This window comes from Hymenobacter radiodurans (assembly GCF_004355185.1).
GTDB lineage: Bacteria > Bacteroidota > Bacteroidia > Cytophagales > Hymenobacteraceae > Hymenobacter > Hymenobacter radiodurans.
This window is the reverse complement of the sequence record NZ_CP037922.1, coordinates 1,316,840-1,341,171: the sequence shown is the minus strand read 5'-3', so window position 1 is coordinate 1,341,171 and position 24,332 is coordinate 1,316,840. Positions and strand designations below refer to the sequence as shown.

Annotated in this window: 20 protein-coding genes and 1 pseudogene; 12 read left to right on the top strand and 9 right to left on the bottom strand. The window is 57.3% G+C overall.

Annotated features, from left to right (window positions below; genetic code table 11):
• Positions 1-267 precede the first annotated feature (267 nt).
• Entirely contained in the window at positions 268-1,413 is a 1,146-nt protein-coding gene (locus EPD59_RS06870; RefSeq protein ID WP_133272136.1) for an AMP-binding protein, read from the top strand.
• A 74-nt stretch (positions 1,414-1,487) separates the two neighbouring features.
• Here EPD59_RS06870 and EPD59_RS06860 read toward each other — a convergent pair.
• Positions 1,488-3,351, bottom strand: a pseudogene (locus EPD59_RS06860) (FUSC family membrane protein).
• A 503-nt stretch (positions 3,352-3,854) separates the two neighbouring features.
• Positions 3,855-4,556, bottom strand: a complete 702-nt coding sequence (locus EPD59_RS06850) for a hypothetical protein (RefSeq protein ID WP_133272132.1) — start codon at positions 4,554-4,556, stop codon at positions 3,855-3,857.
• Positions 4,557-4,792: 236 nt separating this feature from the next.
• On the opposite strand from EPD59_RS06850, the gene EPD59_RS06845 reads away from it, so the two are divergent.
• From EPD59_RS06845 to EPD59_RS06820, 6 genes are all read left to right on the top strand, one after another.
• Positions 4,793-7,057 (top strand): PAS domain-containing sensor histidine kinase, encoded by a 2,265-nt coding sequence (locus EPD59_RS06845; protein ID WP_133272131.1) that lies wholly within the window; start codon positions 4,793-4,795, stop codon positions 7,055-7,057.
• 191 nt (positions 7,058-7,248) lie between these two features.
• Positions 7,249-7,731: an ABA4-like family protein gene (locus EPD59_RS06840; RefSeq protein WP_133272130.1), complete on the top strand. Its 483-nt coding sequence runs from the start codon at positions 7,249-7,251 to the stop codon at positions 7,729-7,731.
• Between the two features lie 2 nt (positions 7,732-7,733).
• Positions 7,734-8,612, top strand: coding sequence for a hypothetical protein (locus tag EPD59_RS06835; RefSeq protein ID WP_133272129.1), 879 nt, complete (start codon positions 7,734-7,736; stop codon positions 8,610-8,612).
• Positions 8,613-8,669: 57 nt separating this feature from the next.
• Positions 8,670-9,698, top strand: a complete 1,029-nt coding sequence (locus tag EPD59_RS06830) for a sensor histidine kinase (protein WP_133272128.1) — start codon at positions 8,670-8,672, stop codon at positions 9,696-9,698.
• A 31-nt stretch (positions 9,699-9,729) separates the two neighbouring features.
• Entirely contained in the window at positions 9,730-10,215 is a 486-nt protein-coding gene (locus EPD59_RS06825; RefSeq protein WP_133272127.1) for a DoxX family protein, read from the top strand.
• A gap of 18 nt (positions 10,216-10,233) precedes the next feature.
• Positions 10,234-11,007: a LytR/AlgR family response regulator transcription factor gene (locus tag EPD59_RS06820; protein ID WP_133272126.1), complete on the top strand. Its 774-nt coding sequence runs from the start codon at positions 10,234-10,236 to the stop codon at positions 11,005-11,007.
• A 37-nt stretch (positions 11,008-11,044) separates the two neighbouring features.
• Here the strand turns inward: EPD59_RS06820 and EPD59_RS06815 are convergent, their stop codons facing one another.
• The 6 genes from EPD59_RS06815 to EPD59_RS06790 all read right to left on the bottom strand — a co-directional run bounded on the left by EPD59_RS06815 (position 11,045) and on the right by EPD59_RS06790 (position 16,867).
• On the bottom strand, positions 11,045-11,845 hold the full coding sequence (locus tag EPD59_RS06815) for a LytR/AlgR family response regulator transcription factor (RefSeq protein ID WP_133272125.1): 801 nt from the start codon (positions 11,843-11,845) through the stop codon (positions 11,045-11,047).
• 82 nt (positions 11,846-11,927) lie between these two features.
• Entirely contained in the window at positions 11,928-12,692 is a 765-nt protein-coding gene (locus tag EPD59_RS06810) for a sensor histidine kinase (RefSeq protein ID WP_133272124.1), read from the bottom strand.
• 2 nt (positions 12,693-12,694) lie between these two features.
• A complete protein-coding gene (locus tag EPD59_RS06805) occupies positions 12,695-13,054 on the bottom strand; it encodes a hypothetical protein (RefSeq protein ID WP_133272123.1) in 360 nt (119 codons plus the stop codon).
• 4 nt (positions 13,055-13,058) lie between these two features.
• Positions 13,059-13,730: a DUF2306 domain-containing protein gene (locus EPD59_RS06800; RefSeq protein WP_133272122.1), complete on the bottom strand. Its 672-nt coding sequence runs from the start codon at positions 13,728-13,730 to the stop codon at positions 13,059-13,061.
• A 71-nt stretch (positions 13,731-13,801) separates the two neighbouring features.
• The gene (locus tag EPD59_RS06795) at positions 13,802-14,482 is read right to left on the bottom strand and encodes a hypothetical protein (protein WP_133272121.1); all 681 of its coding nucleotides are present in this window, start codon (positions 14,480-14,482) and stop codon (positions 13,802-13,804) included.
• Between the two features lie 141 nt (positions 14,483-14,623).
• Positions 14,624-16,867 (bottom strand): TonB-dependent receptor, encoded by a 2,244-nt coding sequence (locus EPD59_RS06790; protein WP_133272120.1) that lies wholly within the window; start codon positions 16,865-16,867, stop codon positions 14,624-14,626.
• A gap of 281 nt (positions 16,868-17,148) precedes the next feature.
• Between EPD59_RS06790 and EPD59_RS06785 the strand changes: the two genes are divergently transcribed.
• From EPD59_RS06785 to EPD59_RS06770, 4 genes are all read left to right on the top strand, one after another.
• Positions 17,149-17,649, top strand: a complete 501-nt coding sequence (locus tag EPD59_RS06785; protein WP_133272119.1) for a hypothetical protein — start codon at positions 17,149-17,151, stop codon at positions 17,647-17,649.
• Positions 17,650-17,828: 179 nt separating this feature from the next.
• On the top strand, positions 17,829-19,049 hold the full coding sequence (locus tag EPD59_RS06780; protein WP_133272118.1) for a Gfo/Idh/MocA family protein: 1,221 nt from the start codon (positions 17,829-17,831) through the stop codon (positions 19,047-19,049).
• Positions 19,050-19,314: 265 nt separating this feature from the next.
• The gene (locus EPD59_RS06775) at positions 19,315-20,748 is read left to right on the top strand and encodes an amidohydrolase family protein (RefSeq protein ID WP_133272117.1); all 1,434 of its coding nucleotides are present in this window, start codon (positions 19,315-19,317) and stop codon (positions 20,746-20,748) included.
• Positions 20,749-20,808: 60 nt separating this feature from the next.
• Positions 20,809-21,258, top strand: coding sequence for a GNAT family N-acetyltransferase (locus tag EPD59_RS06770; protein ID WP_133272116.1), 450 nt, complete (start codon positions 20,809-20,811; stop codon positions 21,256-21,258).
• A 23-nt stretch (positions 21,259-21,281) separates the two neighbouring features.
• Here EPD59_RS06770 and EPD59_RS06765 read toward each other — a convergent pair whose 3' ends face one another.
• Positions 21,282-21,713 carry an EamA family transporter gene (locus EPD59_RS06765; RefSeq protein WP_133272115.1) on the bottom strand — a complete coding sequence of 144 codons (432 nt, stop codon included), beginning with the start codon at positions 21,711-21,713 and terminating at the stop codon, positions 21,282-21,284.
• 470 nt (positions 21,714-22,183) lie between these two features.
• Here EPD59_RS06765 and EPD59_RS06760 point away from each other — a divergent pair, with 470 nt between their 5' ends.
• Entirely contained in the window at positions 22,184-24,310 is a 2,127-nt protein-coding gene (locus EPD59_RS06760) for a T9SS type A sorting domain-containing protein (RefSeq protein WP_133272114.1), read from the top strand.
• The last annotated feature ends 22 nt before the right edge of the window (positions 24,311-24,332 follow it).

The window sequence follows — 24,332 nt, the reverse complement described above, 5'->3', positions numbered from 1 at the left end:
GGAACTAACAGGGAAACGGGCAGCTTCGGAGCACCCACAAGGGTAACGGGTTTAACGGATGGCGCGGAAGTTGGCTGAGTCGGTTTCATGGCCTGATTCTCTTGGTTCCTCTCTTAAGGTAAGCAACAAAGCTGGCTTTCCCAAGCGGGACGATGGCTATACCTTCACTTTCAGCTACAGACTCCCAAAGCAGCACTCTAACTTTCCCACTTTATTGTTGCGTATAGGGAAGCATCTAATTCTAAAGCCTGCACTTCCCAAGCATCAATGCCTGACTCTGCTCTGCTCCCCGATTCTCTCCTGCTCAACGGCCGCGAATTTCACTACGCCGACATCAAGCAATATCCCGCCAACACGCCCGTAGATCTAAACGGCTACGAGGCTAAGGTGCTAGACTTTTGTCGGCAGTGGTTGAATGGAGCGCTGGAATTTGGTTTACAAACCTCGGGCTCTACAGGTGAGCCGCAGCGCATAGCCCTTCGACGGCAGCAGCTTGCAGCCAGTGCGCGGCGCACCGGCGACTACTTCGACCTGGGGCCCGGCGACCGGATGTTGGTGTGCCTAAACTGTGAGTACGTGGGCGGGCTGATGATGCTGGTGCGTGGCCTAGAGTTGAATCTGCACCTGACCATCGTGGAGCCCCACGCCGACCCGCTGGCTCTGGTGCCGACTGAAGCCACCTTTGACTTTGCTTCTTTCGTGCCTCTGCAACTGCGCACGGTGCTGGATAATGGGCACGCGGCCCGGCTCAATACGATGAAGGCCATTCTGGTGGGCGGTGCGGCCGTGGAAAGTGGGTTGGCGCAAGCCGCACAGGCCCTGACAGTGCCCGTATACCACACGTATGGCATGACCGAAACCGCCTCGCATATTGCCCTACGCCGCTTAAATGGCCCCGACGCCTCCCCAACCTACAAAGTCTTGCCTGGCATTCATGTGGACCAAGATGAGCGCGGCTGCCTGACTGTGCGCGCCGACGTCACCAACGATCAGCTCATCGTGACCAATGACCAAGTGCGCCTGCTGCCCGAGGAGCACGCGTTTGAGTGGCTGGGTCGCGCCGACTTTGTGATTAACTCCGGGGGCGTGAAGGTGCAGGCCGAAAAGGTGGAGCAGGTGCTGGAAGTGGCGCTGGCCGAACTAAATTTACCCCCCAGGCGTGCCTTTGTGGCCGGCCGCCCCGATGAGCGCCTAGGCGAGCAAGTCACGGCTTTTCTGGAAGGCGAAGCCCTGTCAGCAGCTAAGCGTGAGCAGTTACTGGCGTTGCTGACCGAGCGCCTGGGCCGGTATGAGCTTCCCAAAGAGCTGTTGTATGTAGCGCAATTTCAAACCACGGCATCCGGCAAGCTTGATCGGCGGGCAACGCTGAAAGCTGCACTGGCGACCGGCGCGAACAGCAATCCGAACAGATAAGGATCCCCACCGTGTTACTCAGAGAGTGACCGGCTACGCCAGTACTGCCTCCGTCACCCGACTGATGTCGCCGCTTACTTTCTGAATAAACTCCAGTTGCTCCAGCACCTGCCGATCGTCGGCGGTGGGGGCTTTTCTGCTTGCGCCGCTGGGGCTGCAGGTAGCGCGGGCACCGGTTCGGGCGGCGCGGTGGGGGTCAGCTTTTGCAGGCTGGTAGTCAGGGCAGATAAGGCCCGGCGCAGGGCCCGCTGCCCTTCTGCGGAAAGCGCCCTGGAAGGCTGAGCCCGCAGGGCGGCACTCAGCGTGGCGATGTTGGAAGACAGAATATGGTTGAGCACCACAAACTGATGGACATCCTCACTACGCTGCTGCTTGCTTTTGGGCTCGGACAGCATGCGCTGAAAAGCCGCTGCCAGGTTGGCTGAACTCACATACACGTCTTTGCGCGCCAGTCGGTAGTGGATAAAATCGGGAGGATGGCCGGCTATGCTTTCGGCTAACTGTTGCAAATAGCGACGGTTGGCCGACAGCACCCGGGCCATGTAATCGCGCAGCTGCTCCGACTCCCAGTTGGGAAACAGCAGGTAGCCCGCCGTCAGGGCGATAAAGCAACCGACCACCGTATCCAGCACCCGCTCCTGGGCCACGGCCAGGTAGCTTCCGCCCAGAAAGCTGAGCATGACAACCACGAAGGACGTGATGAATGTGACGTAGGTGAGGTAATGACGGCGTTGAAAGCTGAAAGCCAGCACCATCAGCAGCAGTAGAAAGACGAATTGCAAAGTCTGACTGGTGATGCCCACCAGCAGCAGCACCCCCAAAAAGCCCCCAGCAGCGTCCCGATGATGCGCTGGTAGTTACGCTGCTTGGTCAGGCTAAAGGCTGGCTTGAGCATATAGATCGTCGTCATCACGATCCAGTAGCTATGGCTGCCGGCAAACACCAGCTTCGCGATAAGAAACGCCACTCCGCTGGCCAGCAGTACGCGCACCGCGTGGCGAAAAATGGCCGACTTAAACGTCAGGTTGCTGCGCAAAACGCCTATGCCGTAGTCCTGATGCGATACAAAGCGGCCGTACTCCACCTCCGCCGTGCGGCGAGTGGGCTTGTGAGCCTGGGTATTGAAATAGCCTATCACGTCTTCCAGGCGCTGAACGAGGTTTCGCAGACTAATGAGCAGTTTCTTCAAAACCAGCGTACGCACCTCTGGGTGTTGCCTGCCTACGGCCTCAATATGAGCCTGCAAGTGCTCCAGCTGCTGGCTGTAGTTGGGGGCCGCATGAAACCCGCGGTTGGCCTGCATCGCTAGGCTAATTGTGTCCATTTCCTCAGCCAGCTGCTCTATCAGTCGGCCTACCTCCGTCAGCACGCCCGTATTCTGAAATTGCGCCCGCAAGGCCGCGTAGTCGTAGTAAGTGGCGGTGATGTGCTCGTACAAATCAACCACGTCCACAAAGGTGAGCAGAAGCCGGCGGCTCTCGGGCGTGGATTCGCGCACGATCTGCCGGGTTTTGAACAGGAGCTCGCGCACGGCCTCCTGCTTTTCATTCACCACTACCTGTTGGGCCACCAACTGGCGGTAACTCCTGTTCAGGTCGGTGTGGGCGTGGTAAAAGCTTGCCTTTATTCGGAGAAACTGAGCAATAGCGTGTACACATTCGCCGATGGCCAGCTGGGCCGGTCGGTAGGGCCACACGCGAAAAATCAGCAGTCCCAGCGCCATATACCAAATGCCCCCAGTAGGGTCAGCAGACTGTGCGTGAGCACTTGCGGCGGCGTAAGCGGCCGATCCATGTTCAGAATCATGATCAGCAGCGCCGCCGAGCCCAGCGCCGCCGCCCGGTTGCCATAGACGTTGAACATGGTAAATAGAAAGCTGAGCACCAGCACTTCCAACCCCATCGTCCAGGGGCTGAGTCGGGCAAAACCGGTAAGCATCGCTACCAGGAATATGGCCAGGTTGCCGTAGAGCATGCCGTTGCGCTTGTGCTTTACCGGTCCCGGCGAGTCGATCAGGCTAATACACAGCGCCCCGATGGAAAGGGAAATACCCGTGTCAAGTTGTCCAATTTGCCCTAGCAGCAACGGCGGCAGCAGTACCGCCAGGGTGATGCGCACGCCATCTGAGAAATCCTGACTGAGTAAGAAGTATTGTATTTGACGGGTCGCATTAGTCATGGGGCGAGGGCGCACAGCGGAGCCGGAATAGCGGGGCAAAGTAAAAGCATTCGGTGCGCCACTGTGCAATTGTACGCATAAGACCAGTTCAAGCGTATTGCCGGCGCGGTGCTCAGCGGATGCCGCAGCACTACGATAACGCTTTCATTCATTTTGGCCAGCATGTAGCCAGCTTAAAAGGCGCACTACTGTTGCCCCCTACAATTCGACCAATTCTCCTCATAATTGGGATGAGCAAGTCGATTTATAGCAAGGTGCAGCCTCTACTTCTGCCAATCCCTTGCGCGTAGGCCATCCTGCGAAAACAGCTTCTGGCGGCCGCGCGTTATCTTGTATAAGTCGCCCAGAAACAGCTTAACGCGGCCGTAGAAGATGACGCCGCTCAACTCATCTTCCAGCTTATCATTGATAAACAGCATCTGACGGTACCCCGCCCCCGCCCCCAAGCCCAGCCACTGAAACACCCGATAATGGCTGGCGATGGAAGGTTCCAGAATATAAATCTGGTCTTTGGCGGAGCGGCGCACTTTACCATCGGGAAGCCGGTAACGAGAGTAAAAGCTACCGACGCCTATCTGCACGGGCGTGCTCACTTCCCAGCGTGGGTTGCCGACGAGCACGTACTCGCCGTAGCCTACTAGGTAGCGAAAGCGCAGCTCATCGCGGGTATTGGGGGGCAAATCTGGCGGCAGGGGCGCATCGGTGGGCACGCCGCCGCTGAGCAGGTACACGCCTAAGCCAGCTCGCAGGCGCCCATTGAACTCGATGCCGCCTTTCAGGCCATTGATACCAACTACTTTCCCATTGAGCAGCGAAAACCGCTGGTCGAACTGAAATACGGGCCGGCGGTGGCGCTGGCGCACAAAGGAGCTATCGGCCACAGCGGATATCCCCGCTCCGCACGACGGGGCCTGCGCCCCCAGCAGCAACACCAGCACCAGTAGAAGTAGACTGACCTTATTCACAGGCGAAAAGTACGCGACTATCGGGTACGGCCGTACCTCTGCCCATACGCGCAACTAACAATCAGGGTGCCTAGCTACTTTAGTCTGCAAGTCATGTATAGGGTTTAATCGCTTTATTATCAACGTATAATGAAAAAATATAGATGCCGTTATATACATTCACGTCGGCTGGTTCAGTTGCTTGGATATAGTTTTACCTTTGATAAGCCTATCCCTAACGGAAAAGCGGCTAGCGAGTGATAGACAAGACCGTGAATTTTCAAATGGCTTTCGAGGCGCTGCCGGGCAACACCCTGCTATTGGAGCCAAATGCCCCCCAGTTCACGATTCTGGCTATCAGTGATGAGCTGCTGCGCCTCAGCGCTCAGAACAGGGCCGATGTGGTAGGCAACAGTGTATTCGACGTATTTCCGGAATACTCTGCGGCAGTGACGGCCGATGGCCCCTCCACCCTGCGGGCCTCACTACAAAATTCCTTGCGCACGAAGCAGCCAGAGCGGCTGACTTTAATCTGCTACGATGAGTCCGATGCCGAGGGCGCAGTTGAGGCGCGGTACTGGTCGGCCCACACCAAGCCCGTGTTGAACTCGGCGGGCGAGGTGCAGTACCTGATTCACACAACCGAGGATATCACCGCGCAGGTGCGGACCCAGCAACGGGCCCAAGAAAACGAATCACGCTTCCGCAACGTGGTGGAGCAGGCTCCGGTGGCCATCACGCTTACGCGCGGCCTCGATGTGGTTATCGAGAGCATTAATACGCCCATGCTGCGAATGCTAGGCAAGGCAACGGCGGCGGAAGTGCTGGGCAAAATGATGGTGGAGGTGCTGCCCCATGTCGGATCACAAGTCATTTTGGAGATGGCCAAAGCGGTAACCGAAACCGGTCAGGCTTTCCGCGGCAATGAAGTACCGATTAAGATGCTGAGTGACAACGGTGAGTTGGAGCAGCGCTACTACAACGTATCGTATACCCCACTGATTGAAGCTGGGCTGGTAACTGGGGTCATTCACTTAGCCATCGATGTAACGGAGCAGGTGCGGGCTCGCCAGGAAGTGGAGGAGCACAGCGAAGAGCTCAAGCGCTTCAAGTTTATGGCCGATCAGGCCCGCGACCCTTTTATTCTGATGCGCGAGGATGGCTCATTTGCCTACCTCAACCACAAAGCGCTGGAGGCCTTGGGCTATACGGAGGAAGAAGCCCAGAATCTGCGCGTGCCCGATGTGGATGCCATTCATGACCAGGAAGGATTTGCCCAACTGTTTGCCTTGGCCCAGCGGGAAACCATCCCGAAGGTGGAAACGATGCATAAGCGCAAGAATGGGCAGCTCTTTCCGGTAGAGGTGAGCCTGGCCGGGCTTCTGCTAGGCGGAAAACCTCATTTGTTTGCCATCCCCCGGGATATAACCCAGCAAAAAAAGTTTACAGAAGCCCTGCGGGAAAGCGAGGAGCGGTTTCGCATTATGGCCGATGCTACTCCCAATCTGGTGTGGGCCGTTCACCCCGATTCTACGATTCGATACGTGAATAAAGCGTTCGTGGAGTTTGTGGGCGTGAGTATGGAAGAATACGCCACCACTGGCTGGTCGGCTTACCTGCCGGAGGAGGAGCTGGAATTTGCTCAGAAAACGTTGACGGAAGCCATACGCAGCCGGACGATCTATAGCATGGAGCACCGCATGCGACGCCAAGACGGCGAGTACCGCTGGCTGCTGGCGCAGGGCGCCCCCAGCTATTATCCCAACGGCGAGATATACGGCTACGTGGGCTCGGCCATTGATATTACTGAGCTAAAGAAGGCCAACGAGCAGTTGGTGCGCATCAACAACGACTTGGACAACTTCGTGTACACGGCCTCGCACGACTTGAAAGCGCCTATTTCCAATATAGAGGGTCTCCTGCACGCCCTACTGCGCACGCCTTCCACGGAGAGCATGCAGTCGGAGCAGGTGCAGCAGTTGCTGGGCATGATGCAGGAATCGGTGGAGCGCTTCACCAAGACCATTGCCAACCTCACCGACATTGTGAAGCTCCAGAAGGAGAACAAAGAAGAAACGGTTCAGATACAGCTAGCGGAAGTAATTGAGCATGTGCTGCTGGATTTGGAGGCGCAGCGGGCGTTGGCGGATGCTCACGTAGAAGTAGAGGTAACGGCCTGCCCGGTCATTCGCTTTTCGGCCAAAAATCTGCGCTCGGTGGTGTTCAACTTACTGAGTAATGCCCTGAAGTACCGCTCCCCAGACCGAGCGCTGCGGGTGCAATTGCAGTGCAGCGTCACGCCGGAATACGACGTGCTTTCCGTCACGGACAATGGTCTGGGCATAGAAAGCGGGCGCCTCGACCAGCTCTTTACCATGTTCAAGCGCTTCCACGACCATGTGGAAGGCTCCGGCATTGGGCTATACATGGTCAAGAAGATGGTGGAAAATGCGGGGGGCAAAATTGAGGTGGAAACAGAAGCTGGCGTGGGCTCCACGTTCCGCGTTTATTTCCCACACTAACTACTGAGCATTTCGGGTTTGGTAGCGGTGGGAGGCGGCATTGCGCCCTTATAGGCTCTCATGCAACAAGGCCGCCATGACGTTTCACGTCTTGCTATCGGCGGTTCACCGGTCGCGGGAGTGGCTTCACCTGTTTTCGGGTTTTCATAGGCAAGAACGGCGGGTACTTTAGAGCAAAAAAGCCCCCCGCTATGCTTACGCCCGCCACGTTGTTTTCTGTTGCCAACCCGGTTGCCATGCTCGGGTGGGTGTTGCTGCTGATTGCGCCCCGCTGGACAGTCACGCGCCGGCTGGTGCTTAGCGGAATTCTGCCCCTGGCTCTGGCCGTGGTATATGCCGTGGTAATTGGGGTGCACTATGCCGGGCCGGAGGGCAGTGTGGGGGGCTTTTCTTCGCTGGCTGATGTGGCACTACTATTCCAGGATCCGTGGGCGCTGCTGGCCGGTTGGGTGCATTATCTCTGCTTCGATTTGGCCATTGGCGCCTGGGAAGCGCGCGATGCGCACCGCCGCGGAGTGCCGCACCTGCTGCTGATTCCGTGCCTGCTATTTACCTTTTTGCTTGGGCCGGTAGGCATACTGCTGTACGCTGCCGCACGCCGCTTTTACCCCCTGAATTTGCCCCCCAGCCCCGCCACCACTCCGCAGTCTGTCTCCTCATCTTATCCATCGTAAGTATGAAAACGCTCCTTTTCGCTTCCGACAATTCCGCCGAATTTGCCCCCCGCCGTCCGTTGCTCCTGCCTTTCCTTCAGCAAGTGCGCGAGTGGCTGCTTATTCTGCATCGTAGCAATCCGGTGCTGTCGTGGGCGGGCTGGCTGAGTGTGGGCTTGGCCCTGACGGCCCTGGCGCTAGCTCCTTTTGATGAACGCGTGGTTACGGGCCTCAACGTCTGGTTTAAGCCGCTCAAATTCTCCCTTTCCAACCTCATTTATCTGTGGACCTTGGGCTGGCTGCTGGCCGATTTGCCCGCACCCGCGCAGCGGTCAGTGCGTTTTATCAGCTGGGGCGTAGCCATTAGCATGACGGTCGAAATTGCGGCTATTTTCCTGCAGGCTGTGCGGGGCACTACGTCTCACTTCAACAACAGCTCCGCATTCGACGGGTTGGTATTTGCCCTGATGGGCCTTTTTATTGCCATCAATACGCTGCTGCTGGTGTGGGCGCTGGTGCTGATGCTGCGCTACCGGCCATTTGGGTCGGCGGGGTACGTGTGGGGCATGCGCCTGGGGCTGCTGCTGTTTTTGCTGGGCAGCGCCATCGGCGGCGCCATGATTGGGCAAAATGGCCACACCGTAGGAGCCCCCGATGGCGGCGCCGGCTTGCCCGTACTAGGCTGGAGCACTCGCGCCGGCGATTTGCGCGCCGCGCACTTCCTGGGCCTCCACGCCTTACAGGTTATTCCCTTGGTTGGTTGGCTGCTAGGCCGCACGGCACTGCACGAACGTAGTGTTGCCCAAACGGCCAGCATTTTTGCCTTCGCCGCGCTCTACGCGGGCGGCGTGGCCCTGCTGTACTGGCGGGCGCTAAGTGGGCTGCCCTTGCTTTCGTACTAAGGGAAAGTGCGTAAGTTGCCGCCAAGCCCACGGGGGCCAAAATCCACGCTACCTACCATGCAAGACCGTCAGTTGCTGCTGTTTGGAGTGCCGATTGTCAGCCTGATGATGCTCCTGCCTGAGGCTAATTATGCGTTTCAGTCAGTTCCCGCCTTTCTGGTTAGCTGGGCGATTTCGCTGCTCTATACCCTCATCATTTGGCTGGGCACGCGCACCATCTGGCAGTGGCTGTGCCGACGCTATCCGCAGGTGGGCCAAACGGCGGTGCGTCTGTGGTGGCTGGCCACTGCCTGCATCGTTTACTCCAGCCTGGCTACCGTTGCCATCACCGTCAGCCTGACCATGATTTTGCCCCCCGCGCTATTCGGGGCGTTGAGCACCGAGCGCCTCCTAGTGCAGGTGCTGGTAAATCTGGTGCCCACGTCGGTGGTGATGCTGGTGTACGAAAGCCAGCATTTTTTTCAGCAGTGGGAGCAAAACGTGCGGCGGGCCGAGCAGCTCACGCAGGCGGGCGTACAAAGCCAGCTCGAAGCTCTGCAAAACCAGCTCGACCCGCACTTTCTGTTCAATTCGCTTAATACCCTTTCGGCCCTCATCGAGCCGGGCAATGCAGCGGCCCAAGAGTTTGTGGAGCAGCTGGCCGATGTGTACCGCTACGTGCTGCTCAGCCGCGAAAAAGTAACTGTGCCGCTGGCCGAGGAGCTGGCGTTTGTGGATACTTACGTGGCCCTGCAAAAAGTCCGTTTTCGCGATAACCTGCGAGTTGAGCAGCACATTCCGGCCGAAGCGCTGGAGCAGCATGTAGCTCCGCTTAGCGTGCAGCTGCTGGTAGAGAATGCGCTCAAGCACAACGTCGTATCGCGCGAAAATCCGCTGGAGCTGCGCCTCACCGCCGACCCAGCAACGGGCTACTTGACCGTAGAAAACGCCTTACGCCCGCGCCTGGCGGGCTTGGCGCCGGGCACTGGTACCGGCCTGCGCAATGTGCAGCACCGCTACGAGCTGCTCCACGCTCCTCAGCCCGTTGAAATCAGCACCGCAAACCGATGGTTTCGGGTGCGACTACCGCTGCTGGGGCCCCGCTAAAAACCGCTCTTTTTCTCTCTCATTTCCCGCTATGAAACCCTTACTTGTATTGCTCGGCGTATTCGGGCTGTTGGCGGCGGGCACGTATTTTTGGCAAGGCTACGTTAATGTTGTGCTTGCCGGCAACGGCGCTATGGCTGCCATGCTGTTGTTTACGGGTGCAGCGCACTTCGCTTTTACCAAAGGCATGATGGGGATGCTGCCGGACTTTTTGCCAGCCAAAAAGGCGTGGGTGCTGGCTACAGGGGTCTTGGAAATCGTGGCGGCCGTGGGCTTGCTACTTCCAGCCTTGCGCCCACTCACGGCTTGGCTTCTCATCGCCTTTTTCATCCTGATTTTGCCCGGCAATATCATCGCGGCTCGTCGGCACCTGAACTACCAAACCGGAACCCTCGATGGACCGGGCTTGCGCTACCTCTGGTTTCGGATTCCGCTTCAGCTATTTTTTATTTATTGGACTTGGACTTTCTCCCTGGCTTGGCCTTCATATCTCGCTAATTTTTCTCATGTAATTTAGGTTACCCGTACGTTCTCCATGACCGTTTTAATACTGGAAGATGAGTACCCGGCCGCCGAGCGCATTCAGCGCGTGCTGCACCAGGCGGCGCCCGAAGCCAACGTTGTGGCGGTGCTGGATAGCGTGGCATCAGGAGTAGCGTGGATACAGTCAAATTTGCCCCCCGACCTTATTCTGGCTGATATTCACCTGGCCGACGGGCTGAGCTTCGAGCTGTTTGAGCGCGCGGTGGTACGCAGCCCGGTCATCTTCACCACGGCCTACGATGCCTATGCAATTCGGGCGTTCAAGACGAATAGCGTCGATTATTTGCTGAAGCCTATCAAGGTAGTGGAGCTAAAATCGGCCCTCACCAAGCTGGAGTACTGGCGGACGCCGGCCGCGCCGCCCCCACCCGACGCGGCCCAGCGCTTGGAGCGCCTGCTCGACAGCTTCCCTCGCCCCGACCAGCCGTACAAATCACGCTTTCTGGTGCGTAGCGGCGAGCAGCTATTACCCCTGCTGGCGGAGCAGATTGCTTGGTTCCAAAGCCGCAATGAGGTCACGACGCTGGCCGCAGTAGATGGGCGCCGGTTCGTGGTGGACTACACACTCGAGCAGCTGGAAAGCTTGCTCAACCCACGCCAGTTTTTTCGTCTGAATCGGCAGTTTGTCGCTCATTTGCAGTCCGTACAGCGCCTACATCCTTATTTTAATGGCAAGCTGAAGCTGGATTTGGCCCCCAATCCTACCGATGAAGTGGTGGTGAGCCGGGAGAAAGCCAGCGTATTTAAGCAATGGCTGGAGGGCTGATTTAGGTGGTCTAAACCTGGTTTGGGGGGCAAATTTTCTACCTATCCAGCCACGCTTTGAACGCGGGCACTCGCTCGCGGCTTACCAGCACCGGCCCTTCGGGGCAATGCTGGAGCACGGTTTGGAGGCGGGAGTTGGTGTAGTGAATAATGTCCTGAATGGCGCTGGCCTGCGCCAGATATGTGCGGTTGAGGCGGAAGAACTGGCGCGGATCGAGCAAGCCTTCCAGCTGCTCGAGCGTATAGTCCACCACGAACCGGCGGTTCTCGCGGGTTTGGAGCAGAGTAGCTTTTTCGAGGCTAAAAAAGTAGGCTATCTGCTCCGTGGCAATAGTTTTGAGGTGCTCGCCCACTCGCACCACAAACTGCTCTTTATAGGCTGGCCGGACTTGCATCTGCTGTAATACCTGCGCCAGCAAGGCCGGGTCGAAAGCTGTAGCGGGCGTGGCCGCTTGGGCGGCACTGCGTGAACGGCGCAGCTTCTGCACGGCAGCTTCCAACTCACTGGCATCAATGGGTTTGAGCAGATAATCCACGCTATTCACCTTGAAAGCCCGAATAGCATACTGGTCGTAGGCGGTGGTGAAGATAACCGGACAGGGCACCGTAGTTTGCTCGAACAGCTCAAAGCTCAACCCATCGGCCAGGTGAATATCCAGAAACAACACGTCGGGCGCGGGTTGTAGGGTATCGAGCAACACCTTGGCCGCCGCCACCGATTCGGCCGTGCTTATCACCTCCACCGCTGGCGTCTGACGCCGCAACAGCTCCGTCAGACGCCGAGCCGCCAGGGGCTCATCTTCAATAAGTAGGGCTCGAAGCGCAGGTAAAGTAGACATGTGTTAGTTGATAGTTTCGGGGGCTCCGGGGGGCTTTTTTTCACTGAATTTGGAGGCGTGTAGTCGCGTTGCTACTCCTTGATCATCCCAGTTCCAGCAAGGGCAGCGTCACGACAAACTCGGTGGCGGTGGGCTGAATAAGCAGGGGCTGATTGGTTAGAAAAGCGTAGCGGGCTTGCAGGTTGCGCAGACCCAAGCCGCTGGTTTCTTCGGGGCTGAGGCGGCGCGGCCGCAGCGTGTTGCGCACGGTGAGTTGTCGGGCTGGCAAGTTCAGTTCGAAGCTGATATGCAAGGGTTGCTGCTGGAGCGCAACGTTATGCTTGAGCGCGTTTTCCAGTAGCAATTGTAAGCTCAGCGGCGGCACCATGAGGTGCGAGGACACACTATTCGGGTCGGGCAGCTCGGCCTGCAGGGCTTCGCCGTAGCGGATGCGCTGCAAAAACAGATACGCTTTGGCAAACTCTAGCTCGTCGGTGAGCGACACCACTTCCCGGCCGCGGGCATCGAGCACGTAGCGGTACACCTGCGACAATTGCCGAATAAAGCGCACGGCCAACTGCGGCTCTTCCTCTACCAGCGAGGTAAGGGCGTTCAGGGCATTGAACATGAAGTGCGGATCGAGCTGCTGACGGAGCGTTTCGGCTTCGGCCTGGGCCATTTCCTTTTGCAAACGCTCCGTTTGCACTACGGCCTCGCGCCAGCCCAGCAAGAACGACCGGCTGTGCATGAACATAGAAATCAAAGCCGTGATGACCAGCGGAAACAAGTAACCATCCACGTATTCAGGCGAGAACAGCAACGCTGGATTTCTGCCTCTATACAAAATGAATCCGAGCCGGACGAGCATAATCACCACCAAAGAGCCCCCAGCGACACGAGCAGCGTGAGGACCAATCGCTTGGCCGGCGCCTGCTTCCACTTCACGTATCGGTCAAGCCAATCCACGGAGTAGCCGTTGGCCAGCCACAGCCCCGTCGTGTAAATGGCAGTCAACGCGAAGTTCACCGCCATTTCCCGAGGATTGTCGAGGCACTTCAGGCAAGTAAGAAAGCTGATGGTGACGGAAAGCAGCAGGAGTATCAGCAGCACGCGCAGCCAGGCCCGGGTGGCTTGTCTGGGGGGCATTGTAGGATGGTTTACAGGCATAGAGCCAGTCTGGGCGACAGGTGCGAGCGTGGGAATACCGGCAAGATACGGGCGAGAAGTCATGGGGTCAGGCAGAACGGCTATTCGTTGATAAATTGGGCTGAGCGGCTGTTGGACGCAGAGCATAATACAGCCCAAAGCCCACTACCAGCGTTATGCCCACCACCGACGGCCCAAACTGGCTATAGGGCTTATACTGGGGCAGCACCGTGCCCGTGAAAGCCGATACTAAGGCAAAATAGGCGCTAATCATCTTCCACAGATGGTCGTAGCGCCACAACGTGCGACGCCACAGCGGCACAAAACGAAAACGCGCCAGATCATAGAGCGTCATCACTACCAAAGCACCAAGGGTAGAATAGATAATGCCCGGCGTCCAGACCAGCTCAATGGCTTTGAGGCAAGCTACCAGCACCACACTACTTACCAAAGCCCCGGTGGCCAACCAGCCATCCAACCGGGTAGGACCCGTAGTGCGCGTGAGCACCGCCCTATACCCCGACCACGCCTGGTACACGCTCAACAGCACGATTCCGACTAGATAACCGCGAAAATTGAACACCGCCAGCCCCAGCACCGCCGTCGCGAGCACGCCCGCAGTAGCCCCCAGAAACCACCGCCCAAAGCGACGGTGGCTCGCGCCGCCCTTGCGCCCCACCATGGGCACGAGGCCAAACAGCATAGCCAGCGTGCCGCACACGATGTGTAAGCCGATATTAGCCTGATGCAGCAGCTCCATGATGGCAGAAGTTACGGAGAGAAATCGAGGGCAGGCCGCGCTGCCCTCAGCAACGTGGCCTGTGCCGGTTATTACTTAGCCGCCTGGACGCCGGCCGACTGCTCGTATGCTTTCAAACGGCTCGCTAGCTGCCGTTCGCCCCAGTTAGGTGCCAGCGGACTGCTGGGCTGATAAGCGGCAAACCGGGTTTTACCTTCCTCAAAAAACGGCTTGGCAGCCTCGGGCCCGCCCCCAAACATCTTGGGTGTAAAGTAGATGTTGTTGCCGAGCACCAGATAAATGCGGGGGTTGGCGGGGTTTACGCCTTTGGCCTGCCCCAACACTTCGCTCACCAGGCGTGAGTATTTGGCTGAGCGGTCCATGGGCGAAATGCCCAGCCGTGCCTGGTAGATGTAGCCTTGCAACACCAGCAGCTCCGATTCGTCGCCGCGCAGCTTGCGGGCTTGAGTTAATGCGGCTTCGGCCTGGTCGAGGTATTTGTCCTTGGTGGCGGCGTCTTCTTTAGTTTGGAAAGTAGTGAGCAGCAGGCCGTACGCCTGATAATAGGCTGGTAGCCAATCGGTGGGAGCTGCGGTGGCCGCCCGCTCAAACTTGCTCACGATTTGCTTGAGCTGAGCGGGGTCGCCGGTACTGTTTAATTCGGTGATGGTGGCCGCCATCATTTCGGAGTAGCCAGCGGGTGCGGTAGCTTGTTGGGCGGAGGCGGAGAAGGAAGCAGCGACGAGGGCCAGCAGGAGGATGAGCGTTTTCATGGGTTGCAGGAAATATGAAGTGAGAAAAGCTGTGTAGTGGAGAGCTGAGTCAAAGATGAGCGAAGTCACAGGGCAGAAAAATTCCGTGTTACTGAAGCGTCGGATGGGCAGGATGAAGTGCAGAAGCCGGCGGATGAGTTTTTACTCCGGGGCCGTGTCGATATCGGCGGGGCGCTTTTTGTTGATGGAGATGAGCAGCGCCACGAACACCATGCGCGGGGCCGATGGCCGCACGGCCGTGCCGCTATACACGCCATTCGCGTCCGGCGCAGCAGCGTAGCGGTAGCCAAATACATTCTCGCGCCCCAGCACATTGGTGCACGACACATGCACGATGGTCAGGTTTTTCCAGAGCGTAGTGACATAGCTGGCGTTCAGGCTGAGATCCTGGAAGCTGGGCAAGCGGCCCTGATTGTAGCCATCGGCTTCATTCGGATTGTGGAAAGCGCGGGGGCTATTGTAGGTATAGGTGGCGCCTACCTGCGTGTGCAGCTTCGAGAACCAATATTTGCCCACCACCGATAGGTTGTGCCGTGCGGCGAAGGTAGGCACCGCCAGCACCGGGTCGAGGCGCTGCTGCCGGCGCGTTTCCAGGAAGCCGTAGCTTACCCAGTAATCAGCATTCTTGACGGTTTTGCGGTCGCGCCACAGGATATCCACGCCGTTGGCGTAGCCGCGGCCCGTGCTGCGGTACGAAGCTGGATCATAAGGCGTGAGTAGGCTTTGGGGGGCATTTTCAGTGAAGCGGACGAGGTGAGCGTAGGTTTTGGCGTAGGCTTCAACCCGCAGCGTGCGGTCGTTGTGGCTGCGCAGATACGTGAGCTGAAAATGCTGGGCCCGCTCGAAGCGCAGCCGTTGTGGATTCTCGGCCCGCAGCAGTATGTCGCTGCCGGGAGTTTGGTAGAAGTAGCCCCAAGCGCCCGACAGCTGCGTTTTTTCATTCACCTGATAGGCCAGCGCCACGCGAGGCGCGACATTCCATCGGTTCAGTATTGCTGAGTACTCGGCCCGGCTACCTACCCGGCCCACGAGCTTGTTGGTGAAGGCAATACCGGATTCAGCAAACGTGGCCAAACGCTGCTCCGAAAAGCGAAACACAGTATCCTGGGGGGAAAATTCGTAGCGCTGTTGGTTGCTTTGCGCGAGACCCTCTACGCCCAGCTTAACGTTCCAATAAGCGCTGGCCGAGTCGTTGGTGAGCACCATGCGCCCCACTACCGACTGCTCTAGCTCGTGCCGGGCTTGGTCGCTTACTTGCTGAGTTTGCGTGTCGCGGACGGCAATGCGGGCCGTTTGCACATCCCGAGTAGCTGCCGCACCCGTCTGCACCGACCAGCCCCGCCGCAATGGGCTGCGGAAAGTGGTATTCAAGTACACATTGTTGGCCTCCAGATGCACGGGCCGGCCGTGCTCCCACCCGGCTTCGGGCTGTTGCACGCCGATGTGCTGCTGATTGAACGCGCCATAAGCCTTCACCATGCCCGCTTCACCCGTACGCTGGCGCAATGCTATTGAGCCGCCCGACGATTGAAATGCTGTGAGCAGCCGCTGAGGCACCAGCCCGAAATAAGGCCGCATATTCATGTAGTCGCCCGTTACGGCCACCGACGAGCGCTCGTAGCGCTGCTGGTGCGACAAGCTCAGCGCCCCCAACGACAGCAGCGAAATACCGGTCTGCGTCTCGGGGGCCAAATCTTCGGACTGCAACGCCACAATTGCCGACAGCGCCTGCCCGTACTCAGCGGAGTAGCCGCCCGTGCTAAAGGCCATGCCCTTGAACAGCATGGGTGAAAAACGCCCCCTAGCCGGCACCCCGGATACGCTGGCATTGTAGGGGCTTTGCAAGGGCACCCCATCCAGGTATTGGCGGGTTTCGCCGGCCGCGCCGCCGCGCACAAACAAGCGACCTTCCTCCCCGTTGCGGGTGGTGCCAGGCATGGTGTTCAGCGCACCCGCCACATCGGCCGAGGCGCCGGCCGTAGTTACCACGTCGCGGGCCGAAAAGACGGTGTTGCGCTTGTCGCCGCCGGCCTCGAATGTGCCCGATGTGATGGTTACGGCGCCGAGTTGGTTGCGAACTTCCTTCAGCGTGAAAGCGAAGCGCTGCGGTTTACCGTCAAGCACCACGGCTTGCTCCTGAAGTTGGTAGCCGAGCAGCGTAACAACCAGCGGAAGGGTGCCGGCCTGTTTCGTGCTGAAGCGAAAATGCCCTAGTGAGTCGGTGCTGGCGCCATCGAAGGTTGTTTTCAGAAATACGTTGACGCCCGGCAGTGCCCGTCCGCTCTGGTCGCGAACAGTGCCACTCAGCGTGGTAGCGGCTGTTTGGGCGGTTACGTAGCTGGCGGTAATCAGCAATAAAAACAGCGGAAGCAGGATGCGTTTCATGGGGGTAGCAGCGAAGTGATGACCAAAAGTGGCCGGCTGCTAAGCCCGATGAAAAGAAAGGTTACTGAAGTGTCGGATAAGGCGGATGAAGCGTGTGGCCGGGTTACCAACCCGGCGAGACCTACCTGCTGGAGCCGTTATATCTAGTCACTTGGCGGTCGCGGCAACTCAGCCGTCCTCCCAACCTATGGCCGTTATCCAACGTTGAAAAAACTCCTTTCTGCGGGAGCAAATATTCCCGATCTTCCTACTCCATTCTCACTCCCTAAACCCGATCTGCTATGGCATACACTGTAATTGGCGTTTTTGAAAGCGCCGACGTTGCGAATAAAGCCCTCCACGCGCTACTCGGTCAAGGTATTGGCCGCGAGCATATCGACGTGACTGCCGCCGATGTCAACCAGGATAATCCAACGGGTGAGTTTCCGGAAAATGATTCCTTTCACAACTTTTTCCGGGCCGTATTTACGGGCCATGAGCACGAGGTGAAAGACCATGCTGCGGCCGCCCGCTGCGGCACTACCCTTACAGTGCACGTACGTACCCGCCAGGATGCCGAGCAAGTGCAGCACGTACTTGATCAGCACGGTGCTGTGAATGCCTCCGAGTATGCCCGTCGCTATGTTGCCAAGCACGGCGGCGTGCCCCTTTCGGCGCACGGTCCTGCTCCTTTTCCTCACCCAGACCCTACAGTTCCAGCAGACCAGCCCGTCGCAACGAATACCGTCCTGCGCAGCCGTATCATCGATCGGCCCCTTAGTGACGGTGAGCGCCTGCGCTAATTAGGATTGTACATCTAACTAAAAAGGGGGCAGCTGCATCGGCAGCTGCCCCCTTTTTGTTGCCTTGCTTGTCACCCAAAAGTCGAGTTTCCTGTTTGGATGTCATCCTTGTTACCAGCTTGTAAATGCAACCCAGCATTGCCTGACTAGGTACTGCTACTATACCCCAACTTTCAGCTATGAAAACCTTCGACAACACTTCCTTTTCCTCTGCCAGTGCTTCCACCTCCCGCCGCGACTTTCTGCGGCACGCCTCACTAGGCCTGGGGGGCATTTTGCTGGGCACATCGGGGCTGGCTGGCTCGCTTTCTGGGTTAGAGGCAAACAGCTTTGGGCCGGCTAGTTTGGAAGCGTGGCAGGCGGGCAAGCAGCTGAATGTGGCGCTGGTGGGGTTGGGCAATTACAGCACCGGACAGCTGGCGCCTGCCTTGCAGGAAACCAAGCTGTGCCGCTTGGCCGGCATCGTGACGGGCTCGCCGGAGAAAGTGCCGGTGTGGAAAGCCAAGTATAATATCCCCGACAAAAACGTCTACGACTACAAGTCGTTTGACCGCATCATCGACAACCCTGATATTGATATAGTGTACGTGGTGCTGCCCATTGCCATGCACGCCGAATACACGATTCGAGCCTTGCAGGCGGGCAAGCACGTGATCTGCGAAAAGCCGATGGCCATGACGCCCGCCGAGTGCCGACAGATGATTGAGGCCGCCAAAAAAGCTAACAAGAAATTTAGCATCGGCTACCGCCTGCACTTCGAGCCCCACCACCAGGAAGTGATGCGTTTAGGCCAGAAGGAAATCTATGGCCCCATCAAGCGCCTGGTGGCCGACAATGGGTACGTATTCAGCAACGATACGCCCTGGCGCGTGGATAAGGAACTGGCCGGTGGCGGTCCACTGGTGGACTTAGGAATTTACTGTGTACAAGGCGTGGTGTACACCAAAGGCCAGATTCCGGCTTCCGTGACGGCCAAGTTTGCGCCCAAGCCCGCCAATAATCAATATTTCAAGGAAGTGGAGGCCGGCGTGAACTGGCAGTTCCAGTTTGCTGATGGCTCCGTGGCCGATTGCCGCACCAGCTACGCCGAAAGCCTGCCCAACCGCCTCCAAGCCGAGGCGGCCAAAGGCAAGTTTGAACTCTCGCCAGCCTTTGGCTATGGTGGTATAAAAGGCACAACCAGCAAGGGCCCGATGAACATCCAGAATGTAAATCAGCAGGCTCTGCAAATGGACAACTTTGCCGACTGTATTCTCAACAACAAGCCCACCCGCGTGCCCGGCGAAATGGGCCTGCGCGACGTGCAGCTGATGGCCGCCATCTACCGCGCCGCCGAAACCGGCCAGAAAGTATCGACCAAGGATGTGCAGAATATCATCGACCGCACGAATAGCCGGTAAAGAGCAGCAAGGTCATCTCAATCTGTTATCCAATAAGAACGTCATGCAGAGGCGGAGCCGAAGCATCTCGCGTGTTTAGCAGGAATACCAATCCAACGTCAGCACGCGAGATGCTTCGGCTCCGCCTCTGCATGACGTTCTGTAAGGTAAGAATACAAGGTTGTTATAGTCACGTAAAGGGCTGGGGGGCAAATTGCGCTACTTTAGCTGAGCCAAGTACGGTTGGAATTTCTCCACTCCTGTTTCTCGCCGCTTCTCTGCTTTTATGAAACTACGCAACCTCACTGCTGCCTGCTCGCTCGCCTTGTTTCTGACAAATTGTGCCGCAGTAAAATCAGATAATGCTGATCTGGTTATCACCCACGTCAATGTGATTGATGTGCTAACCGGCACCGTGCAGCCCGATCAGAATGTGGTCATTGCAAACGGCCTGATTCAACGAATAGAGAGCGCCCAAAAAGCCCCCCAGCGCGCTTCACAGCGCGTAGATGGCACGGGTAAATACCTGATGCCGGGCTTATGGGATATGCACGTGCACTTTCGGGGTGGCGACACGCTGACGGAGGCCAACAAAAACCTGTTGCCGCTGTATATGGCGCATGGTATTACCACCGTACGCGACGCGGGCGGCGACTTGACGCCAGCCGTTTACGCCTGGCGTGAGCAGATTAATGCCGGCAACTTAGCAGGGCCCAGAATCTTCACTTCCGGCCCCAAGATCGATGGTCCGGGCGGCACCTGGCCGGGCTCGTTGGGAGTTGAAACGCCCGCTCAGATAACCGCCGCGCTGGATTCCTTGCAGAAACTAAAGGTAGATTACGTCAAGATTTACGAAAGCAAAATTTCGGGGGAAGCTTTCCTGAACGTTATTTCCGAAGCCGAAAAGCGCGGGCTCAAAACGACGGGGCACATGCCCTACACCGTCACGCTGCGCGAGGCTTCGGAGCGCGGCCTCGATGCCAGCGAGCACCTGTATTATGTATTCAAAGGCTGCTCCTCGCGCGAAGACAGCCTGACAACCGCCATCAAGCAGAGCCTGCTCACATCTAAGCCGTTGGGCCTGTTCGCGGTGCTGCCCACCATTTATAAAACCTATGACCCAACGGTAGCGGCCGCGATGTTCAAAACCCTGGCCGACCGCAAAACGGCCGTGGTGCCAACATTATTTATCCAGAAAACGCTGGCTAATATAACCGAGCAAGACCACGCCCGCGACACGATGCTTGCCTACATCGACCCCCGAATTCAGGCTACTTACATGGGCCGCTACAACAACGCGAAGCGCCAACCCAAAGAGACCGTTGCATTCGGCAAAAAACTCTCGGCCAAATTCATGTCGATGATACCGGAAATGCAGGCCGCCGGCGTCACCATTCTGGCCGGCTCCGACAGCGGCCCGTTCAACTCGTTTGTGTATCCGGGTGCGTCGTTGCAGGGCGAGCTAGAGCTGCTGGTGCAGGCCGGACTTACTCCCGCGCAGGCGTTGCGCGCAGCCACCATCAACGGCGCTACGTTTATGGGCGTGGCCGATAAGTCGGGCAGCATCGGACCCGGCAAATACGCTGATCTGGTGCTGCTAAATCAGAACCCGTTGACCGATATCAGCAACATCAAAAAAATTGACACAGTTATTTCGCGCGGCAAGCTTTATTCGGCCAAAGAGTTGGCGGAATCGTTGAGGAAAATCAAGCACAACTAAGCCTCATTTTCGGAAACGGAAGCAGCCCTTATTTTGCCCGTAATAGCCGCACTACCAACCATGACGTTATCCTGGACCAGCAAGCAATTCAACGATTTATCTCTAGCCGAATTGTACGAACTGCTGCAACTCCGCAGCGAAGTATTTGTAGTGGAGCAAGCCTGCGCGTTTCAGGATATTGATGGTCAGGATATGGCGGCGTATCACCTGTTGGGGCACACGTCGGACGGGAAACTAGCCGCCTACGCCCGGCTTTTCGACGCGGGTATAGCTTACGAAGAAGTCAGTATCGGGCGGGTGATTGTGGCGCCTGCGTTTCGGCGCTTTGGCCTTGGGCAGGAGCTGATGCGGCAGGCAATTGCGCACTGCGAGCAACATTTTGCCCCCCAGCCTATCAAGATTGGCGCGCAGCAATACTTAGAAAAATTTTACGGCGGTTTCGGCTTCGTGCAGTGCGGCGAAATGTACCTAGAAGACGGCATTCCGCACATCCCCATGCGCCGGTCGTAAACGGTCTGATTCAGCCGAGCATTTTAGTTTGACGAAGGTTTAGCCAAGGCGATAAAGAGCGCGCCCGCGGCCATCAGCAGTGCGCCCACAATTACCTGCCAGTTGATCTTTTCTTTCAGGAAAACGACGGCCAGAATTATCGAGAATACCAGCGATATTTTATCCAAAGGCGAAGCACGCGAGGCCTCACCAAGCTTGAGGGCCTGAAACGACAGCAGCGACGACACGCACGTCACGACGCCGGCAATAACCAGAAACGTCAGGCTGCGCCGGTCGATGCGCGATACATCGGGCAGATTGCCCTGATACGCAACCACGCTCCAGGCCACAACCAGAATCAACACTGACTGAATGGCAAAGGCGAGGCTAGAATCGACGTTTTTAATGCCGGCCTTGGAAAGGGTGACTACCACAGCCGCCGACACGGCTGCTAACAACGAAAAGACAATCCACATACGCTTCGGCTACATCAACTACCCCGGCACTCACCCCTTTCCAGCTACCTAGCCGCGTCGGCTTACCGGGCACTCCACAGTACGGCGGGCGGGGGGCAAAGTTATTGAGCCACAGGCCCGCCGTACAGGAGTTTGGGCCCATCCCCCTTGCTGCGGCATGGCCAACAAGTACGGCAGATAAGAGTGTGTCTGGGGGGCTTTTCAGGAGCCATCAAGGCTTAACCCCCAGACGAGCAGCAATAAAATAATGGCAGAAATTCTACTATTCGATCTGCCACTCATACGGTGATAAACTGGCTTCTGTGGTCAATAACTAATAGTTGAGGTTGAGCCTCACTCTATTTGTGCAAAAACTTTACATGAACTGAACAATGGTATATAACATTTTTTCACTTTAATAATTATATAAGCTCTACCTTAAGACATTGCTTTTCTCCTAATCCATTCCACCCTCACTTAACTGTTTTTGCATGAAAAAACATTACATGAAGCCACTACTGCTAGGCACATTAGCTCTCGCATTAGTTAGCGAAACCCCAGCACTGGCTCAGGGAAAAAGTCAGGAAAGAGGCGCAGGTGCAGCCAAAAGCAAGAAATCCAAAATTTCGGCCGATCTGATGAAGGTGGCCGAAAATCAGGCAGCTAAGTCGCAACGCTCCGCCCCTGTTGTCAGTCAGGTAGAAGGTTTAACGGCTACATCTGACGTGCAGATTTTTGACGGCTATGTCGTTATTGAGGCCACCGCTCTTGAAGGCAACGCAAGTGGCCTATTGCAGGAGTTGCAGGCCCAAGGTCTGAAAGACGGCGCCTCATATGGAGTAATGGTTTCGGGCCTGTTCCCGATTGACAAGCTGGCAGGGCTGGAAGCCGTTAGCTCGCTACGGTTTGTGCGCCCAGCCTACACACCGGCCCGCAACGTGGGCGCCGTAACCAGCCAAGGCGACGTATCGCTAAAGTCGGACCTGGTACGGGCACAGTATGGCGTTTCGGGGGCAGGTGTGAAAGTGGGTATTCTCTCCGATAGCTACAATAACAGGAATGGGGCCGCGGCCGGAGTAGCCAGCGGCGACTTGCCAGCCAACGTGCAGGTGCTAGCAGATCTACCCAGTGGCGGCAGCGACGAAGGCCGCGGCATGGCCGAACTGGTGCACGACGTAGCTCCCGGCGCCGACATTGCCTTCCACACGGCTTTTCTGGGTCAGGCTAGCTTTGCCCAAGGCATTATTCGGTTGGAGGAAGCCGGAAGCCGCATGATTGTGGACGATGTTATTTTCTTCGCGGAGCCTTTCTTCGAGGATGGCATCATCGCGCAGGCCGCCGAGGAAGTAGTAGATCGGGGCTCTTCGTATTTCTCCTCGGCGGGCAACCAGGGCCAGCAATCCTACCAGGCTCCCTACGCCAATTCGGGCATCGTAGTACCGGGCCTTGATGGTACGGCCCACGCCTTCGCCCCCGGCGACGTGCGCCAGAGCATCACCATACCGGCTCGTGGCAGCCTGACTATTTCCTTACAATGGACTGATCCGTTTTTCTCGGCTAATGGCGTAATCGGTGCCAAGACCGACATGGATATGTATCTGTTCTTTAACGGTAGCCTCGTTGCGCTTTCTGCCGCCGATAATATCGCCAATGGCGACCCGGTGGAGATTCTGGGAGTAAGCAGCCCCTTTGCTACTCCAATTACGCTGGAGCTTGTTATCACCAAATTTGCGGGCCCCGATCCTAAGCTGCTGAAGTATATAAACTATGGCAGCACGCCCCTAGCCGTGGAGTACGACACGCGCAGTTCTACTATTGCTGGCCATGCCAACGCGGAGAAGGTTATTGCCGTGGGCGCTTCGGCCTATTTCAATACGCCCCAGTTTAACCCCAATACGCCCCGTCCGATCATCAATGGCTTTTCATCTTTGGGTGGCACGCCGATTTATTTTGAGGATGGCGTAGAGTTGAAAAAGCCTCAGATATATCAGAAGCCCGAAGTAACCGGCCCCGATGGCGCCAATACTACTTTCTTCCCAGTGGGCGGCGATAGCCCCATTGACGCGGATGCTTTCCCTAACTTCTTCGGCACGTCAGCGGCGGCTCCGCACGTAGCGGCAGTAGGCGCACTCATGCTGGGCGGCGTGGTTGGCAATTTGCCCCCCACCCAAATCCGGAAGCGCCTGATTTCCTCCGCGCTTGATATGGACAACCCGCTGACTCCTGGCGTTTTCGATACGGGCTTTGATTTCAAAACCGGCTATGGTTTCGTACAGGCCGATGTAATCTTCGAAGAACTGAAGAATCGCGTGAGAAGCGAATCGCTGACGGCAGTAGCAGCTTCTTCCATCAAAGGCAGCGGCAGCCTACCTATCGGTACCGAAGCCAGCGTGTACCCCAACCCTTCCACAGGCGAGGTTACTTTCAACGTAGTAGCCGCGGATAATCAGCCCATCAGCGTGGTGGTATCTGATTTGAGCGGGCGCGAGGTATTCCGCACCAAAGGCACGCAGCGCCTGTCGCTGACCCAGAACCTGGGCTCGCTGCCCAAGGGCATGTACATCACCAAGTTTGAGGTGGCCGGCCGTTCATCTTCGCAGAAGCTGGTGATCCAATAGCTCGGCCACGACTTACAAACAA